This is a genomic window from Acetobacter farinalis (genome assembly GCF_011516935.1).
GTDB lineage: Bacteria > Pseudomonadota > Alphaproteobacteria > Acetobacterales > Acetobacteraceae > Acetobacter > Acetobacter farinalis.
In genome coordinates this window covers 1-17,607 of the sequence record NZ_WOTF01000012.1, presented here as the reverse complement: position 1 = coordinate 17,607, position 17,607 = coordinate 1, and the positions used below count along the sequence as shown (strand labels likewise).

The window sequence follows — 17,607 nt, the reverse complement described above, 5'->3', positions numbered from 1 at the left end:
GTTGCCACCCCCAACACTCTCGGTTAAACACCGCGGCAAGGCGCACCCGTAGCTCAACTGGATAGAGCACCAGACTACGAATCTGGGGGTTAGGAGTTCGAGTCTCTTCGGGTGCACCACTTCCCTTTTTTAATTTGAAGCTGGTTGTTTCCTCAGGCCTTCTCCTGAGGCCGTCGCGTTCCAGTGCGTTCTGCCTGCGCGACATTCCCGCACATCTGCTCGACATCGGCCTGCTGCCGTGACGCAGCACTTCTCCCGTCACATCCCTCGACAAAACCTGATCCATGAGCATGATTTTTGTCAGCGCTCCCGCATATGTGTTCATCGGGGAAACCACGACAGAGCTTTAAGGTCTCTCCTTTTCTCCAAAACGTTTATACTGCGACAGGCTCCCTTTTTTCCGCTTAATCACAGGAGAGACGTGAATGAAAAAACTTTCCTTTATGCTTCTGGCAGTTTGCGTGGCGACACCCGCTTTCGCACAAAGCACGCAAACCACATCTGATCTGGCAAAAACTGTAAAATACCGCCCTGCCTATCATGCCATGACGCAACTCCCTGAATGGGTGACAAAAGCGGCGGCCGTCTCTGTCCCGACCAAAACACTGACACAGGATGGCAGGACCTATCTGATTGGCCATTTATGCAAACCGCATGACTGCGCCGACCATCAGCTTGATGTGGTGTTCTCCGCAGATGGAAAGACCACATGGGGCCTGCTCTCCCGCCGTTACGGAAAAACCCTTTACCAGATGCCGCTGGGCGAGCCGGATGCAGAAACGCTTGCTGCCCTGCTCACCTCCTATCACGACAACAACCCGGATGACGCTGTGAAGTCACCGTAAGGCAAACGCGGCACCGGTCCTGCCCGTTTCCCCATCTTCAAGACAGAAGATGCATTTTTAAAAAATCGGTTAGCTGTTCCGCACCGGGAAGCACGGCATGGACTGCGCATGCAGGATCTGACACACGCCGGAAGCCCCAACCCCGCTGTTAGCAACAAGCTGCGCCCGGTAAACGGCTTTTCCGGAAACAGAAGCAGACTGCACGGCAGGCGTGGCCTGCATGGAACGGGATGCAAGAACGCGGTTTACGCGTTCCGCAGCATGACGTGCTTCAGCATAGGACCCGAAGGCCCCCACCTGCACCGTGCCCCCCTTGCCGGAACCGGATGGCGACACGGAGCGTGTGGCCACCGCAGAAGACAGCATGGGAGACCGGCTGGATACACCCGATGCGGAATAGGAACCGGGCAGGCGCAAAACATGCGCGGATGAGGAAACCGGCGCGGTATAAACCGCACTCTGCAGATGCGGGGCCGGAGCCTGTTCTGACACGGCCTGATAAGCCAGCGTGCGCCCGGCACCCCTCACCCCCGCGCGCTGCGAAGACGCCTGAGCATACGATGCCGGTATGACACGGGTGGGCGGCAGGCTGCTCTGGCTGACAGCAGCCGTCTGTATGGGAGCCTGTGCCGCAGAGGCGGCCTCATCCGCAGCGGCGGTATCCGCCACCGGCTGCGTCTGCGCCGGGATAGAGGAAGGCGCGGTCTCGGCCTGCGCCACAGCAACAGGGGCCGCTTCCGGTACGGGGTCAGGATGCGGGATGTCCCGGTCCATCAGGCACGGGGCTGAGGGATCATACGCAGCATCCGGGTCTCTCAGGCAGCCATCCGCGCTGCGAGAAAGATCGGGGCGGGCGTAGAACGCTTCGGACGAGGCAACCTGCGTGGTCGTGCTCCGTATCGGCACAGGAGCCCACTTGCCCCGCACAGCCACACCGCCCCCCAGATGCGGTGTAATGGCGGCCACATAGTTCACGGTTTCATCCGGCAGATGGCGGCCGTTATTCAGGTAATCATCCACGCGGTCCGGCCCGGCATTATAGGCCGCCAGAAAGCCCGGCGCGCCGTAACGGTCATACATCAGGCGGATATAGGCCGCGCCAGCCTGAATATTGTCACGCGGGTTATAGGGGTCTCCCCCCAGGCCATACTGGCTCTGCATGTCCGCATAGGTGGCGGGCATGAGCTGCATCAGCCCCATGGCCCCGGCACCTGAGGTTGTAAGCCCGCCGTTCAGATATTGTTTGCCGCCCGATTCCTGCTGCATGACGGCGCGGATCCATGTTTCCGGAATAGCAAAGCGTTTGGCGGCCTGCCGGATATAAGGCCCCCACGGGTCTTCCGCAGGGCCGGGGGCGTGATAAGCAGGATGGGTGGTTTCAACGGTGCCCATGTCATAAATGGCATCCGGGTCATAGGCGGCGTTCGGGTCATAAACAGCGTGATAGGTGCGTGCCAGCGCAGGGACAGCACTCCCCGCCCCCAGCCCAAGGACCGTGACCAGCACGCATAACGGTTGCGCCTTTATAGCTCTCGTCCGCACATTCTGCCCCTATGACACCTGCGCGTCCGGCTTTGTCCTGCCTGTCTGGCGCGCCTGTTTTGACTGTTCGGCCTCTCCCGGAAAACTCTGAAGACGGGATTGGCCCAGATCAACGATTAAAGTTACCATTATGTCATTTTAATGAAACGGGCATTTCTCCGCCCCTTTCTGTCGGCTGCGCATCGGCAGTGCCCCGTCACACTCAAACGTGACTCCATCTCTTTAAGCATTGCACGCTACGCATAGGACCATCCCGATTTTGGGAAAAATCTTGTCCAAGAGACGATCATGTTCATTCAGCCTCTCGTGCCTGCCGCGCACTCGTTGCTTTTGTCTTTTCTGCTGGCTGCCTCTCCGATTATCGTCACCCTTATCCTGATGGGGGTGCTACGAAGGCCCGCCTGGCAGGCCACGCTGGGTGGCATGTGTGTCGGCGTAGTTATGGCCATCGGGGTCTGGGGCCTGCCAGCCTCTCTGGTGGCCGCCAGCATCAGCAACGGTGTGATTTTTTCTTTCCTGCCGGTGATGTGGATTGCGCTTTCCGCGCTGTTCCTTTTCAACATCGCCAAGGAAAGCGGGCGATTTGACGCCTTCCGGCAATGGATTATCACACATCTCCCCAATGACCGCCGCGTTATGCTGGTGGTGCTGGGGTTCTGCTTCAGCGCGGCGCTGGAAGGCGTGGCCGGGTTCGGAACACCCGTGGCCATTACCAGCGCTCTTCTGATCATGCTCGGCTTCCCCGCTCTGGAAGCCCTGACCTATGTACTTATTTTCAATTCGGCCCCTGTCGCGTTTGGCGGCCTTGGCATTCCCATTACCGTTCTTGCCTCCATTACCGGGCTTTCCGCTGATACGCTGGGCGCCACCATCGGGCAGCAGCTTGCACCCTTTGCCTTTTTCATCCCGTTTTACGTGATGGTGCTTTACGCGGGCTGGCGCAGCCTGCGGCAGATCTGGCCGGTGCTGGCTGTGGCCGGCGGCAGCTTCGCGCTGACGCTGGTGGTGGTTTCAACCTGGGTAACGTACAGCCTGACCAACGTGCTTTCTTCCTGTATTTCCCTGCTGGCCACTATTCTGTTTCTCAAAGTCTGGCAGCCTGCACCCGACCCGGCCTATGCGATTGACCAGACCTTCCTGAAGCCCGCCCCACAGAAAGCAGGCGACTGGAACGGTCCGCACTGGCAGGGCTGGATTCCGTGGATTACCGTCGTACTGGTGGTGATTGTGTGGGATTCCCTGCATGTTGCCAAAATTGGAGCCACACCCATCAAGTGGCCGGGGCTGGACCATCAGGTCTTTATCTCCCTGTATCAGAAGCCCTATGCTGCTGTCTGGAATTTTGAGCCTCTCGGCACTGGCACCGCCATTCTGGTTTCTGCCCTGCTCACGGCCCTCCTCACGGGCCTTGCTCCGCACAAAATCCGGGCGGCGCTGGTTACTACGGCACGACAGGGCTGGCTGGCCGTTGTGACAGTGGCGCTGACCATCGGGCTTGCATTCCTGATGAACTATTCCGGCATGACCTACACACTTGGGTTTGCTGTGGCCTCCACAGGTGTCCTATTCCCGTTCGTATCCGTTTTTCTGGGGTGGGTGGCCGTGTTTCTTACCGGCAGCGATACATCCGGCAATGCCCTGTTTGGCAATCTGCAGGTGGCCGCAGCGCACCAGCTTTCACTGGACCCCGTGCTGTTTGCCTCGGCCAACTCCGCAGGTGGCGTAATGGGGAAAATGATTTCTCCCCAGAACATCACCACGGGTGTGGCAGTGACATCGCTCAAAGGGCAGGAAGGCGTGGTGCTGGCCCGCACCTTCAAACACAGCCTGTTCCTGACCATCTGCCTTGGGCTGATGGTAGTGGTTCAGCAATATGTTCTGCATTAACGACTTAAAAAACCTATGGCCTTCACAGAATTTCTGGAAAGGCCATAGGTAGACATTCAGAACAACCATTATGAAAAGGATCATCCTATGCGGGATGATCCTTTTTAATATCCTTAAAACTCAACTCCAGCCTGTACTTGGAAGTTTCGGCCAATAATTGCATCCCAATACCGGTTTGTGTTGCCCTGATAGGGGAACTGCGGTTTAGCATCAAACACGTTGTTCATTACGAAACTGACGTTGTAGCGCTTGGCAAACGTGTAACCGATTGTCGTGTTAAACATGAAATACTGCTTCATGGTGTTGTTGGGGTACACTCCGTCAGCAACCTGAAGCTTGTACTTCGCCTTGCCATAATACATCATCTGCCACTGCACAAACAACGGACCACGCATATAGTTGAAGTTAGCCGTAAAATTGTCACGCAGATCATTGCTTGTACCCAGATACTCGTACTGACTGGTCAGGATAGTCCCTTTGTGAATAAAGCCATGTTTATAATTGACAGTTGTCTGAAGCGCACCATCATCATCTGACAAGCCAAGCCGGGAGAGAGGCAGGAAGTAGGCCAGATGAGCCTGAAGGCCACGGTAATGTTCCGTACCGACGTTAAACAGTCCTTCCTTGAACCCTTCATTAATCTGGCCATTGGCATCGCGACTGAACGCACTGCAATACTGGCTATTCGGGTAGCTGGTAGAGTCATAGCAGGCAGCCATGATATCTGTCATGCCAAGGCTGGCAATCTCGTTTTTGACGCGCACGTCATAAAGATCTGCGCCAAGAGTTAGTCCTCTCACCCAGCGAGGTTGTATAGACGCTCCAGCAGTAAACTGCTTGGACTGCTCGTTCTGCAGATGCGGGTTCCCGCCAGTCAGACCTTTGATGGTAAATTTATTAAAGTTGGACTGGAAGCCCGCCGGAATATTGGCCTTCCGGCAATTTGCCAGACGCACTGCCGGATTAGGCCCCGAATTGACCGCAGTGACGTCACAGGGGTCTGTTCCATCATCAAATATGGTGCTTTCCGGCGAATAAAGCTCCGCAATGGATGGTGTACGGAAAGATGTTGTGTAATTACCATGGAAGACAATATCCCGTACAGGCGCATAACTGCCGCCACCAGAATACGCCCAGAATCCACCATTTGCACTATTGTTCACATAACGACCGGAACCGGTTGCGGTCAGGGCATAAACACCTGGGATGTTCATCTTGGGGGAAACCAGCGGGATCATGGTTTCACCGTAAACTTCGTTAGTATGATACGCTCCACCAGCGTTGGTGACTGGCGCAGAATTACCATATTGCTGGTATGTACCGTCGGACATCAGTTGCCCGCGATAGAAATTCCCTGCATTGAAATTCATGCCCTCATAACGGTGCTCATACCCGATATCATAGGTCCAGTCACCAGCGGGAAGCTTCACGACAGTGCTGCGCACGTCTGTATTGAAATCCCACTGCTGGTTGATGGATTTTGCTTGCGCATCTGCCTGAATATAACGTGACGCCGCGCCACTAGCCTGATTGACCCCAAATGGGTTGAGCGGAGAGCACGTTGCGTTGAGTGAGGGATAAGTTGCATTGGTATAGCCGGAAGCACAGACAATATTGCCGGACGGATCCCTCACCGCATCCAGCGCGTTGATATAATTTTGCGTCAGCATTTCGCGTTGGGTGGTTGTGGAACGGTACTCGCCGTATTCAGCGCTGCTTTTCCAGTCAAATTTCCGACCTGCAAAATGAAAATCACCCTGCAAACCACCAACAAAACGGAACAAATTCGTATCTGTTGTATATTTCCCGGTATAATAATCCGTGTTGGCACGCGCCATATAGAATGTATCAGTGGGCAGACCAGCAGCCTGAAGGTTATTCTTTATTGTGGCCTGCTCGGCAGATGTCAGAAACGGGTTATCCGTACTCAGTTGGAGAGCGCCGTTCGGATCTGTCATATCCGTCATGGCATTGTTAAACATCTGGGTATTATAATACGGCTGATTTGCCATATTAGAGACAGAAGACCTGACATACCAGCCTTCAAAAGACGCGCGTAAATGCTCTGTAATGTCATAATGCCCCAGAAGGGTCAGATTAAGACGCTGCTGATTGGTAACAAGATTATCATAATTTGCCAGCGGAAAGCCGTTGCTGCTGCCTTTTTTGCCTACAGCAGTAATACCATCCCCTGTCAGTGTACCATATGTCAACGGCACCAGTGATTTGCCATCTTGGCTGAACACCAAGGGCTGATCGGCAGCATTCGTAATGGCTGTCCCGATATCCTGCCCCTGATAATTGGGATAATCATACAACGCGCCAGACATGGACGGAACGCCCGCCGTGGTAAACGGTAAGAAATAACGCCCACCTCGCGCCAGCTGGTACCCGCTTCCGCTGGCATTACGCACGTATTGCAGGCGATTATCCCCCGCACCGGTCCAGTTGGCACGATCTGCCGTGGTCATACCGAAAACCTGATTATATTCGGTATCAAACACTACCGTGCCACGATCATGATCGAAGTGGCGTCCAACTTTACCAGCCAGACGATAGTTGATGGCATCCTGCCGTTGGCTGAATCCTGTCTGCCCTTCAAGTTTCACACCCTGATAATCATCATCAAGTACAAAGTTCTGGACACCGGCAATGGCATCGGACCCGTAAACCGGGCCACCGGAACCAACAACCGTTTCAACTTTTTTGATCAACAGAGAAGGAATATTAGAAACGTCAACCGGCGTGCCCTGAACAGCCCCTCCCAGAGAGGCTGTTGCAGAGGACACAAAGCGACGGCCATTTACCAGTGTCAATGTACGCTGGGAACCCAGATCCAGAAGATCGGCATAGGTTTGTCCTGCGCCATACGCACCTTGCTGCAGACCAAGCGTACTATTGTCAGGCACGCCGTAATTCGGGTTTTCCCTCATCAGTGCAAGACCGAGATTGGTATATCCTCGCGCCTGTATCTGATCCGCCCCCAGATCCATGGTGGCCATAGTGTTGGTCAGACGGTTTTGCAGAAGACGGGAGCCAGTCACTGTCACGCGCTCGGTGTTGGATTCGGTTCCGGCAGCAATATCTGCACTCTGCTTCAAAACTTCCGAGGCTACTGATTGCCGGTCGTCACGGGCTGCGCTGGTCTGTACAACTGGACGAGGCGCTGTGCTTTTCAGGGCAGGAGTGGCTACCTGTGTGACAGCAGGTTTGGAAGAGACTGCTCTGGGGTGAGCTTTTCTGGCCTTTCCCACTTTGCGTGGGCTGACCTCTGTTTTTGTGTACGTATCGGCTGCGTTACCCGGTGCCGGAACACCAACAGCCAGAACCGGCAGAACGTAAAGAAGGGAGAAAGAGAGCGAAATGCACCCTCTTTTATGTTGTCCCAGTTTCATACCTCCGCGATGTAGCTGTATCATATAAATCTAACCCCAAATTATAATGTGAACCGCATTTTAAAAAACGTATCTTCTTAAAACTGATTTCCGGGTCGGACCGAACTCTTAAATACGAATGTGCAATATTTTGCATAGAGAACGATGCATTTTGGACACACCATCATCACATGACTGCATAAGACGCCAATGAGGCATGCACTCATATCATAGGTAGCATTTTTTAGATATTTCTGCGGCATTTTAGACACCATACAACGCTCCTTTTCAGTCTGTGATCGATTCCATCCTGTTCACAGACTCCACCCTGCACAAAATCTTGGCGGTTCTGGTCACAACGACAGAGCAGGTTGTTGAGGTCGGCTGGCAAACATGAAGTAGGCAGGCATAGAAAAACACTGCATCTGCCTGCCCCGCAGCTTCTCTGAAACTGTCATGATGGTTTCAATGACATATCCCGGCCTCCAGGCCACCACTTTGCGGGAGCGTGTTGAAGAAAACCCACCCCCTAAATTTGTCTAAAACGCGACACCAAACTGGAGAGAAGGAAAATAAAAAATAGATTTAGTATCAATAATTAGAAAATCTTACTCCACAAGTTGCCATTCACACTATTCCAAAATGTTGTTACTCGTCACTCTGATAACCATTTTATTAAGGACTATTGAATTTGCGTTCTATTTTTCCTGTGTGTAGCCTTGCTCTGGCAAGCCTGACACTCTCCGGTTGTGCAACGGAGTCCTCACGCACGCTGCCTGTACCTGCTGTCGCAAGCGCCCAGATCCCTTATAACGGCCCGCGCGTGGCGATTGCCGCAGGCAAGTTTGCCAACCATTCCAATTACATGAACGGGATTTTTTCAGATGGTATTGACCGTCTGGGCAATCAGGCCCGCACAATTTTGCTGACACGCCTCCAGCAAAGCGGCCGCTTTAATGTCATGGACCGCGATAATCTGACAGAAGGACGCCAGGAAGCCGCGTTCCTCAAGCAGGGGCAGAACATTCAGGGTGCACAGTATCTGATAACCGGTGACGTGACCGCTTTTGGCCGCAAGGACGTGGGTGACCAGCAACTGTTTGGCATTGCGGGCCGTGGGCGCAGCCAGATTGCCTATGCCAAGGTCAGCCTTCAGATTGTGAACCCGCTGACATCGCAGATTGTCACCTCAAGTGAAGGCGCTGCGGAATATGCCTTGTCCAGCCGTGAGGTAATCGGGTTTGGCAGCACAGCCAGCTATGATTCCACACTGAACGGCAAGGTTCTTGATCTGGCTATTCAGGATGCTGTCAATCATCTGGCGCAGCAGGTGGATTCCGGCCAGATCCGGTAATTAATTTCCAAGATTTCGACTTTTCAAAAATAAGAAACGGACTTTCTTGTAATGTCTTTCTCAAAAACCGCTCTGGCGGGCCTTGGCCTGCTGGGCTGTCTGGCTGCATGTTCCGGCGCGGACAAAACACCTCCGCTTTATAGCTGGCAGGATTACCCCACCCAGCAATATCTGTATCTGAAAGGGCAGACAGACCCGCAGGCCCAGATAACCGTTCTGGAAAAAGACGTGCAGAAAGCACAGTCCAAAGGGCTGGCGCTCCCGCCGGGTTTCCATGCTCATCTCGGGATGCTTTATGCCACAACGGGCAGAACGGATCTGGCCCAGCAGGAATTCAGTCAGGAAAAGACACTCTTTCCTGAATCCGCAACCTATATGGATTTTCTGCTGAAAAATCTTGGCAAGAAATCGGAGCCGTCCTCATGAAGATGTCCCGCTTTGCCCGCCTGTGCCTCTGTGCCGCCCTGCCTCTGATGGCCGCAGCATGCAGCACACCTGTGAAAGCCCCGGATTATACGGCGTTCCGTTCCGCCAAACCGCGCTCCATTCTGATCCTGCCACCAGTGAACCATACGCCGGATGTCAACGCGTCCAACGGCCTGATTGCACAGATGACGCATCCGCTGGCGGAAGCTGGCTATTATGTGGTGCCAGTAACGGTGGAAATAGAAACATTCCGCCAGAACGGGCTGGATACGCCAGACGACATCATGCAGGCTCCGGCAGCCAAACTCCAATCCATCTTCGGGGCGGATGCCGCACTGTATACCACCATTACGGCGTATGGCTCTGTTTATCAGGTGGTCAACAGCACCACGACTGTCACGGCATCTTCCAAACTGGTAGACCTGAAAACCGGCAGTGTTTTGTGGACAGGCACCGGTACTGCCAACAGTCAGGATGTGGGAGAAGCATCGGGAGCGGGTGGCGGTATTGTCGGGATACTCATCACAGCGGCTATCAAGCAGGCTGTGCATAGCCTGACAGACCAGAGCTTCCGTGTGGCGCATGTCACAGCGGAACGTCTGCTCAGTGCAGGGCCGCCCGCCGGGCTGCTTTATGGGCCGCGCTCTGTGAAATACGGCACAGACTGAGGCAGCACGGACTGGGCAGGAGACTGCTCCTGCGCAAAAAGCACGTGCTCAAAACTGAAAAGCCGGGATGGCCTTACGGCTCTCCCGGCTTTTTATCTCGCAAACCGCGAAAAACTCAGTGAGCGGCAAGCGGCTTCAGAACATGGACCGCAGGCGGTGTGACCAGCAGATCCTGCACAGCGGCAATCAGGGCCTTGAAGTGCGGGGTTTCCAGATGCTGTTCGAAGCTCTTATGGCTGTCCCAATGTTCCACAAACATGAACATGCGGGCGTCATTCTGGTCCTGCTGCGGCACATAGGACAGATTACCTGCTTCCAGCCGGGAGGGCGCCACGCAGGCCTGCATGGCCTGAGCAACCTGCTGCTCTGCGCCCGGTTTGGCGTGCAGCAGCGCGACAATGGTAATATCTTCACTCATGTCTTTTTACCTTTCGCTCAGATGCTTTCTTGAGTCGGGCGGGATTTGAATCGGGTCAGACCGGCACACAGCCGGCACGCCCCAAACCACCTGCTTCTTAAACACCGCCGGTGGTCTGAAAGCCAGCCCCTGACCACTTTACCCGCCATGCCGCTTTACCAGGAGCTTTGCGAGCCACCTCCGCCGGAATCTCCGCCACCGCCGCGAAAACCGCCGGATGAGCCACCGGACGAACTCCCGCCACCACCGCCCCGGCCTCCGCCTTGCAGAAGCATGGAGAGGATATTGAGGATCAGGTTCAGGAAGAAGCTCCAGCGCGCGCTCCGCTCCGCCTGTATTTCCGGCGGAACATAGCCACCGGGGTAAAGGGCGGCCCGACGGCGGGACCGGCGGATCAACCAGATGGGCAGCAGGATAAACAGTATGCCCACCACAACCAGCCCTGCCAGAGCCTCAAAAGCATCCGTCTGAGAGTCCGGCTGGCTGGCTGGCGGGGCAGCACCACCCTGCAGGTCCGCCGGGTCCGCATGGCTGAGGACAGACGCTATGGCATCCACAATGCCATTCACGGCCTGTGCGTACTGCCCAGCCTGAAGGGCTGGCCGGGCGGCCTGAAGGATGTCGTTGCTCTGCAGGTCAGTCAGCACACCTTCCAGCCCGTATCCCACCTCGATGCGGGATTGACGGTCCGGAATATCCAGCACCACCAGCAAGCCGTTATCCACGCCCTTTCTGCCAATACCGGTCTTATGGAAGGCCTCATTGGCATATTGGCTGATATCCTCCACATGCCCCGGCAGCGCGACCACAATCTGCGGGTGCCCCGGCAGGGTTTGGGAAAGATCATAAAGCTTGTGGGAAAGAGCCGCATTGTCCTCAGGCGAGAGGACATTCTGCGGATCTGTCACCCATTGCCGCAGAAGCAGGCCATCCTGCGCGCAGGCCGGAGCAGGCAGGCCAGCGCCAACCCCACACAGAACCAGCCCCAGAACAGCAACCAGCCCGAACACACAGGCACGGGCAGGAGCCGAAGCGCGGGCCAAGCAGGTTTCCCCCCGCCCGGCGGCCAGCCAGCCGAAAACCGGCAGACCACACCAGCGGGCAACACGCGCCTGCAGGCTTACGGCCCGGGACGGCCGAAGCCACAGCCCCTGCTGCAAACCACCCTGCACCGGGGCAGCCTGCATCAGATCGCCCTGAATCCGGGGCTGTGGAGTGCGGAACACAGGATACTCCTGCCGCATGGTGTTATGCCTCAAGATACCGGTTTCAGTGTTTGGAGAAATCAACAACCGGCGGGGTCTGCGCTTCCGGGGAAGCCTCGTAATAAACGCGGGTGTGATAGCCCAGGATACCCGCCACCAGATTGCCGGGGAAATGCATGACAGTCTGGTTGTAGGACAGGATAGCCTGCTGCAAACGCTGGCGGGCAACCGTGATACGGTTCTGGGAGCCTTCAAGCTGCACCATCAGGCGGGAGAAGTCCTGATTGGCCTGCAACTGGGGAGACTGCTCCACAACAGCATTGATCGCCTTGATCTCCTGCGTGTTGCGGGACTGGGCTTCCAGAATTTTCTGCTGGAGTGTCGCGTTGTCCACCGTGCGGGGGTCAATCCGGCTCAGCGGTGTTTCGCCGGAGCGGGCGGCGGCGTAATCTGTCAGGGTGTCATGCTCATGCGTGGCATAGCCCTTCACGGTGTTAACCAGATTGGGGATCAGGTCAGACTGGCGCTGCACTTCGTTCTGAAGCTGTCCGGTCAGTTCCAGCACGTTCTGATCTGCCGCCATGAAGCGATTATAGCTGGACCCGAAAACAAACAGCAGTCCAATCAGCAGAATCGCAGGAATGAGAAGCTTCTTCATCAAGACATCCTTAAACAATCACCGTCACGCAACCTGACAGTGCTGGTACAGCACCCGTCATGGCTCCGTTTATTACCTCTCCTTACGCGAAAACCACATCCGGAAGCCAAACATTTCCCGCTATGCAAAAAGAGGAAACAAAAACCGCCTTGCATCTTGGAGGGAACGGCCACGCCCTTTATAACTCTCTGCCATGATTATCATTACCGGTGGCGCCGGTTTCATTGGCTCATGCCTTCAGGCCTCTCTCGCACGGCGTGGAGAGGAAACCGTGGTGGTGGACTGGCTGGGTTCTGACCTCAAATGGCGGAATCTGGCGGCCCATGCCCCCTCCCGCGTGATTGCTCCGGAAGAGCTTGAGGCTTTTCTGGCCACCGCCCCGAAAGTGGACGCCGTATTCCACATGGGAGCCATAAGCGAGACCACCGCCCGGGATGCGGACCTGGTCTGGCGGACCAATGTGGCCCTGACCCAGACCCTGTGGGACTGGTGTGCTCGTACGGACACCCGCTTTATCTATGCCTCCTCCGCCGCCACCTATGGCGCGGCTGACAAACCTGAGCTGTTCTCGGATGATCCGGCAAAGCTGGACCAGCTCACGCCGCTCAACCTGTATGGCTGGTCCAAGCACACGTTTGACCAGCATGTGATGGCCGGGCTGAAAAAGAACGCCCCCCGCCCCCCGCAGTGGGCCGGGCTGAAGTTCTTCAACGTCTACGGGCCGAATGAATACCACAAGGGCAAGATGATCTCTGTGGTGAAGGTGAAGTATGATGAGGTGAAGGCCGGCAACCCTGCCCGCCTCTTCCGTTCTGATCGCCCTGACATTGCCGATGGCCAGCAGATGCGGGACTTCATCTGGGTGGGGGATGTGGTGGATGTCATGCTCTGGCTGTACGACACACCCTCCGTGTCCGGCCTGTTCAACTGTGGCAGCGGCACGGCCCGCTCCTATCTGGACCTGGCCCATGCGGTGTGTGACGCGGCGGGCTGCGCCCGGCAGGTAGACTTCATCACCATGCCGGAAAGCCTGCGCGGGCAATATCAGTCCTACACGCAGGCGGACCTCTCCCGCTTGCGGGCCGCGGGCTATACGGGCACGTTCACCACACTTGAAGACGGTATCCGCCGCTATGTGCAGGACTATCTTGCCACGGATAACCCCTATCTCTGAACGCCGCCTTTCTGATCTCTTGTCCGGATATTGCCCTGCATGCTGCCAGTTCTTCTTTTCCCGCAATTTGACCCTGTACTGCTGCATCTGGGGCCGCTGACCATCCGGTGGTATGCGCTTTCCTACATTGTGGGCATTGTGCTGGGCATTTCCCTGCTGCGCAGGCTGGTGCGGCTGCCCCCGGTTGCCGCCACCCCCGAGCAGGCGGATGATTTTCTGGGCTGGGTCACGCTGGGCGTGCTGCTGGGCGGGCGTCTGGGGTATGTGCTGTTCTACCAGCCCGGCTATTACCTCACGCATCCGTTCTCCATTATAGAGGTCTGGAAGGGGGGCATGTCCTTCCATGGCGGGGCGTTGGGCGTGATTATCGCCCTCGCCCTGTTCAGCTGGCGCAACAAGCTCAATTTTCTGGCCTTTGCGGACCGCGCGACTGTAGCCGTTCCTGTGGGGCTGGCACTGGGGCGCATTGCCAATTTCATCAACGGGGAACTGTGGGGGCGGGAAGCACCGGCTACTCTGCCCTGGGCGATGATCTTCCCCGATGCCGGGCCAATTCCGCGCCATCCGTCCGAACTGTATGAAGCCCTGACGGAAGGGCTGCTGCTGTTTCTCGTCATGTTCGCCGCCTCCCGCAAACAGAGTGTGCGTGAACGCCCCGGTTTTCTGGCGGGCCTGTTTCTGGCGGGCTATGCCTGCGCCCGCAGCTTCTGCGAATTCTTCCGGGAACCGGATGCGTTTCTGGGCTTCCTGCCCGGCGGTGTGACCATGGGGCAGGTGCTCTGTGTGCCCATGCTGGTGGCCGGTGTGGCGCTGATGGTGCATGCCTGCCGCAGCCCTGTTTATACCGGCCTGCCGGACCCCGTGCAGGACGCCGGGGCCTGAAGGACCGCAGTTCCATGCCCGCCCCTCCCCCCGGTGAAGAACGGCCGCCGGAGCGGCTTGATGCCTTCATGGCGCGGGCCAATGCGCAGTATTACGCCACACACCCCTTGCTGAGTGATTTTATTACCGCGCCGGAAATCTCGCAGGTGTTCGGGGAACTGCTCGGGGCGTGGGCCGCCATGGTCTGGAGCAGCATGGGCTGCCCCCCTCGGATTATACTGGCGGAAGCCGGGCCGGGCCGCGGAACGCTGATGGCCGACATGCTCCGGCTGATCACCTCCCGTGTGCCAGCTTTTGCACAGGTGCTTACGGTGCATCTGGTGGAAACATCTCCCCTGATGCAGGAGGCCCAGGCGGCCGCCCTCGCTCCTTTTCTGGCCCGCTTTCCGAACCTTTCCCCTGTCTGGCACACCACGCTGGAAAGCCTGCCGGATGGACCGCTGATTCTGGTGGCGAACGAATTTCTGGACGCCCTGCCCATCCGCCAGTTTCTGCACACACCCGAGGGCTGGCAGGAACATTATGTGCAGGATGGTGCGTTCTGCCTCGTGCCCTGCCCGCCCCCCAGCCTGCCCGATGGCCGCACGCTGGACCCGGACTACGTGGTGGAACTGTGTGAACCCGCACTGGATGTGGCCCGCCTTCTGGGCCGGCGCTTTGCCAGAACCCCCGGTGCTGCGCTGATTGTGGATTATGGCCACAACTCCGGCCTGACGGGAGACTCCCTGCAGGCCCTGCGCCATGCACGCCCGGCCAAACCGCTTGAGGCCGCAGGGGAGGCTGATCTCACGGCCCATGTGGATTTCACCGCCTTTGCGGCCGCCGCCCTGCACGCCGGGGCCGAGGTGTGGGGTACCGTCACACAAGGGACGTTTTTACGTGCTTTAGGGTTGATGGAACGCACAGAACAGTTAGCGGCCCAAGCCAGCCCGCAGGATGCGGCCACCTTGCGCAGCGCAGCACACAGGCTGGCCGCACCGGAAAAAATGGGGCACCTTTTCCGGGTTATGGCCCTTACCTCTCCCTCCCTGCCCGCGCCCCCCGGCTTTGATGAAAGGACCGGCTGAATGCCCTCTGGCCTGACTTCCGCCCGTAACCGGCCCTCCCCGCTGACCAGCCCGCTGCTGGCCAACACCCGCCACGGATTTTTCACACGGGAAGGCGGCGTTTCAACCGGCCCTTACGCCAGCCTGAACTGCTCCACCCGCTCGGGAGATGATCCGGCCCATCTGGCCGAAAACCGCCGCCGTGTGGCCGATACGCTGGGTGTTGCGCCGGAGAAGCTGCTGGGTGTGACACAGATTCACTGCCCGCGTGTGATCACGGTGAAGGCCCCCTGGGCACCGGGCGAGGGCGAACAGGCTGATGCCATGGTCACGCGCCTGCCGGATGTGGCACTCGGTGTGATTACGGCGGATTGTGCCCCGGTTCTGTTTGCCGCGCGGGACGGGCAGACCGTAGGGGCCGCCCATGCGGGCTGGCGCGGAGCACTGGCCGGTGTGCTGGAAGCCACGCTGGAAGCCATGCAGGCCCTCGGCGTGAACCCAAGCGAAATACACGCTGTGGTTGGCCCCTGCATTGCGCAGGAAAGCTACGAAACAGGCGAGGACATGCACGCCGCCATTACCTCAGCCGACCCTCAGGCAGCCCGTTTTTTCATTCCGGGCAAGCCGGGCCATTATCAGTTTGATCTGGCAGGCTGGTGCACCTTCCGGCTGACGCGGGCCGGAGTTGGGCAGGTGGCCGCCCTGGGGGTGGACACGCTGGCCGACACGCAACGGTTTTTTAGCCACAGGCGGCGTACACTGGCTGGTGGCGGCCCCATCGGGCACCAGATTTCGGCTATTGCAACAGGAGTGCAGAACCGATGAGCAGTTTCTTTCGCCACACAGCTCTTCCTCTCTCAGGGCTGGTCCTGCTCAGCGGCTGTATTGATGTTCCGCACCCTTTTTCCAATCCGGGGAAAGAAGCCCAGCGGCTGGCCGCCAATGCGCCGCCCTCCCGGCTGGATATTCCGGTCCCGGCAGAAAGCCAGCTTTCCGCCGATAACGCCCGCCTGTGGGCCAAGGATGTTGCAGCAGAACTGCTGCAACAGACCATTCCGGCCATGGCCCAGCCTGCACGCCCCGGTGACTGGTGGCTGAAAATGCGCGCGGACGTGCGGGGAGACCAGATAGTGCCGGTCTATATGGTCATGACCCCGAAGAATGAGGTGCGCGCCACACAGGAAGGCGCCCCCCTTTCGGCTCAGCTCTGGGCTGCGGCAGACCCTGCCACTCTCAGCCTTGCCGCACAGGATGCTGCCCCCAAAGTGGCCTCCGTGCTGACAGGCATTCAGGCCGCTGACATGGAAAAAGATCCGCACAGCCTGAAACACCGTGCGGCGCGCGTGTATTTCAAAGGTGTGAAAGGCGCGCCGGGGGATGGCGATATCTCACTGAGCCGCGCCTTTGCCGCCTCCTTCCGCGATACGTCCGACACGCTCCAGAACTCAAAAGAAAACGCGGATTACTCTGTTGCAACCACGGTCAAGCTCAGCCCCGGCCCGGCAGGCACCACGGGGCACCCGCAACAGCATATTGAAATTGTCTGGCGCGTTCTGGACAAAGCCGGCAAGGAAGCAGGGGCCGCAACCCAGATCCATGATATTGAGGCTCACTCTCTGGACAAATACTGGGGAGACGTAGCGGTAGTGGCCGCACAGGAAGCCGCAGGCGCCGTCCGCCAGATTATCGACCGCTATTCAGGGCGTGAAAATGCGCCGCTGCCACCTCCCGATGAGAGCGTGAAGGGCAAGAAGAAGAACGGAAAACACTGACCAGAACGGTAACACGGGCAGACAGGTTACGTTCTGGTTGACTGACTTCTACAAAGCTGTTTGTTCCTGAGCGCCTTTACTGTTTCAGACGGTCTTTACGCACATAAACGTTGGGAATACCCGGCAGCAAATCATACTGTGTTTGCAAAATCTGCACGACGCACGCCATAAACTGCTCGGGCTTCCAGAGCCCCCATACAGTCCAGTTATCAAAATAAATAACCGGGGGCAGATTTTTCGGAAGATGGAGGGTTCGAAAAACCCCCTGGTTTTGAGAGCTGCTCTGTGATTCCATTTCCCTTGAGTTGATTGGGGGCATGGATCATGAAGCAGACTGGTTTCTTTGATGTTGAAGA

General features: G+C 57.3%; 15 protein-coding genes and 1 tRNA gene. 11 read left to right on the top strand and 5 right to left on the bottom strand.

The annotated features are described in order from the left end of the window. The first annotated feature begins 42 nt into the window (after positions 1–42). Together GOB82_RS09570 and GOB82_RS09565 are read left to right on the top strand one after the other, a co-directional pair. Positions 43–119: transfer RNA gene (locus tag GOB82_RS09570), tRNA-Arg, on the top strand. 306 nt (positions 120–425) lie between these two features. Then, positions 426–845: an Ivy family c-type lysozyme inhibitor gene (locus GOB82_RS09565; protein WP_166122494.1), complete on the top strand. Its 420-nt coding sequence runs from the start codon at positions 426–428 to the stop codon at positions 843–845. Between the two features lie 69 nt (positions 846–914). Here GOB82_RS09565 and GOB82_RS09560 read toward each other — a convergent pair whose 3' ends face one another. Continuing rightward, complete coding sequence (locus GOB82_RS09560; protein ID WP_166122555.1) at positions 915–2,237, bottom strand: lytic transglycosylase domain-containing protein; 1,323 nt, start codon at positions 2,235–2,237, stop codon at positions 915–917. Positions 2,238–2,675: 438 nt separating this feature from the next. On the opposite strand from GOB82_RS09560, the gene GOB82_RS09555 reads away from it, so the two are divergent. Further along, the gene (locus GOB82_RS09555; RefSeq protein ID WP_166122492.1) at positions 2,676–4,274 is read left to right on the top strand and encodes an L-lactate permease; all 1,599 of its coding nucleotides are present in this window, start codon (positions 2,676–2,678) and stop codon (positions 4,272–4,274) included. A gap of 113 nt (positions 4,275–4,387) precedes the next feature. Here GOB82_RS09555 and GOB82_RS09550 read toward each other — a convergent pair whose 3' ends face one another. Further along, positions 4,388–7,669 (bottom strand): TonB-dependent receptor domain-containing protein, encoded by a 3,282-nt coding sequence (locus GOB82_RS09550; protein ID WP_166122490.1) that lies wholly within the window; start codon positions 7,667–7,669, stop codon positions 4,388–4,390. A 670-nt stretch (positions 7,670–8,339) separates the two neighbouring features. Here GOB82_RS09550 and GOB82_RS09545 point away from each other — a divergent pair. The 3 genes from GOB82_RS09545 to GOB82_RS09535 are packed head-to-tail and all read left to right on the top strand — an operon-like array spanning position 8,340 to position 10,096. After that, positions 8,340–9,002 carry a CsgG/HfaB family protein gene (locus GOB82_RS09545; RefSeq protein WP_242007316.1) on the top strand — a complete coding sequence of 221 codons (663 nt, stop codon included), beginning with the start codon at positions 8,340–8,342 and terminating at the stop codon, positions 9,000–9,002. 51 nt (positions 9,003–9,053) lie between these two features. Next, a complete protein-coding gene (locus GOB82_RS09540) occupies positions 9,054–9,428 on the top strand; it encodes a DUF4810 domain-containing protein (protein ID WP_166122486.1) in 375 nt (124 codons plus the stop codon). Next, the gene (locus GOB82_RS09535) at positions 9,425–10,096 is read left to right on the top strand and encodes a DUF799 domain-containing protein (RefSeq protein WP_198911964.1); all 672 of its coding nucleotides are present in this window, start codon (positions 9,425–9,427) and stop codon (positions 10,094–10,096) included. The genes GOB82_RS09540 and GOB82_RS09535 overlap by 4 nt, the downstream gene beginning before the upstream one ends. Positions 10,097–10,211: 115 nt before the next feature. On the opposite strand, the gene GOB82_RS09530 is transcribed toward GOB82_RS09535, so the two are convergent. The 3 genes from GOB82_RS09530 to GOB82_RS09520 all read right to left on the bottom strand — a co-directional run bounded on the left by GOB82_RS09530 (position 10,212) and on the right by GOB82_RS09520 (position 12,377). Then, positions 10,212–10,514 (bottom strand): putative quinol monooxygenase, encoded by a 303-nt coding sequence (locus GOB82_RS09530; RefSeq protein WP_166122484.1) that lies wholly within the window; start codon positions 10,512–10,514, stop codon positions 10,212–10,214. 155 nt (positions 10,515–10,669) lie between these two features. Beyond that, complete coding sequence (locus GOB82_RS09525) at positions 10,670–11,740, bottom strand: TPM domain-containing protein (RefSeq protein WP_166122482.1); 1,071 nt, start codon at positions 11,738–11,740, stop codon at positions 10,670–10,672. 43 nt (positions 11,741–11,783) lie between these two features. Next, positions 11,784–12,377: a LemA family protein gene (locus GOB82_RS09520; RefSeq protein WP_166122480.1), complete on the bottom strand. Its 594-nt coding sequence runs from the start codon at positions 12,375–12,377 to the stop codon at positions 11,784–11,786. Between the two features lie 193 nt (positions 12,378–12,570). Here GOB82_RS09520 and rfaD point away from each other — a divergent pair, with 193 nt between their 5' ends. From rfaD to GOB82_RS09495, 5 genes are read left to right on the top strand one after another with little or no spacing between them, the layout of a single operon-like run. Continuing rightward, positions 12,571–13,551, top strand: a complete 981-nt coding sequence (rfaD, locus tag GOB82_RS09515; protein ID WP_166122478.1) for an ADP-glyceromanno-heptose 6-epimerase — start codon at positions 12,571–12,573, stop codon at positions 13,549–13,551. A 39-nt stretch (positions 13,552–13,590) separates the two neighbouring features. Next, positions 13,591–14,433 (top strand): prolipoprotein diacylglyceryl transferase, encoded by an 843-nt coding sequence (gene lgt, locus GOB82_RS09510; protein WP_166122476.1) that lies wholly within the window; start codon positions 13,591–13,593, stop codon positions 14,431–14,433. A 14-nt stretch (positions 14,434–14,447) separates the two neighbouring features. Beyond that, positions 14,448–15,500: a class I SAM-dependent methyltransferase gene (locus tag GOB82_RS09505; protein ID WP_166122474.1), complete on the top strand. Its 1,053-nt coding sequence runs from the start codon at positions 14,448–14,450 to the stop codon at positions 15,498–15,500. Continuing rightward, positions 15,501–16,304 (top strand): peptidoglycan editing factor PgeF, encoded by an 804-nt coding sequence (pgeF, locus tag GOB82_RS09500; protein WP_166122472.1) that lies wholly within the window; start codon positions 15,501–15,503, stop codon positions 16,302–16,304. Further along, complete coding sequence (locus GOB82_RS09495; protein ID WP_166122470.1) at positions 16,301–17,251, top strand: hypothetical protein; 951 nt, start codon at positions 16,301–16,303, stop codon at positions 17,249–17,251. Before pgeF ends, GOB82_RS09495 begins: the two co-directional genes overlap by 4 nt. Positions 17,252–17,607 lie beyond the last annotated feature (356 nt).